Origin of the sequence: Limnospira sp. PMC 1279.21, from assembly GCF_032349615.1 — a bacterium.
Taxonomy (GTDB): domain Bacteria; phylum Cyanobacteriota; class Cyanobacteriia; order Cyanobacteriales; family Microcoleaceae; genus Limnospira; species Limnospira fusiformis.
In genome coordinates, this window is sequence record NZ_JARPLU010000522.1 from 1 (window position 1) to 505 (window position 505).

Consider the following 505-nt stretch of genomic DNA (forward strand, 5'->3'; position numbering starts at 1 on the left):
GAGCGCTATTACTACGCATCCGGTTAATTACCTATCAACCTGCGGAATGTAGGATCTAAAGATGGAATGCCCATATAAACGGAACGTTTTAACCCCTTTTAGGCTCTGATTATCTGGTCGAGAGAATCAGTAGTGAAAGTGTAAGCGTAAGCCTATTAGGGGGTGAGATGTGACCAGAAGCCAAAGCCCAACTGTAATGGTAGGGATATGCTAACGGGTCACGGTTTGATTGTAAGGAATAAAGTCAAGTAGGTGTACAGATGGCGATAGCGAGTTTAAAGAAAGGGCTTGGGAAACCAAAACCAATCAAGACTACGAACAACGCATGGAAGACAATCCCATGGACTAAGGTTCAGCGGAAAGTATTCAAGCTCCAAAAGAGTATATTTCAAGCAGCTAAATCGGGACAGGATGCAAAGGTAAGAAGGTTGCAACGTCTATTGGTGAAATCATATTATGCCCGACTCTTAGCAGTGCGGCTGTAGGGGCGGGTTCCACGGTCAGC

General features: G+C 45.1%; 1 protein-coding gene. It reads left to right on the forward strand.

Annotated features, from left to right (window positions below):
* Window positions 1–260: 260 nt before the first annotated feature.
* The gene (locus tag P5683_RS25760) at window positions 261–485 is read left to right on the forward strand and encodes a reverse transcriptase N-terminal domain-containing protein (protein WP_008056133.1); all 225 of its coding nucleotides are present in this window, start codon (window positions 261–263) and stop codon (window positions 483–485) included.
* The last annotated feature ends 20 nt before the right edge of the window (window positions 486–505 follow it).

What these genes read in the sequence shown, in the direction of transcription:
- P5683_RS25760 (WP_008056133.1), top strand. Translation starts at nt 261, where the DNA reads ATGGCGATAGCGAGTTTAAAGAAAGGGCTTGGGAAACCAAAACCAATC.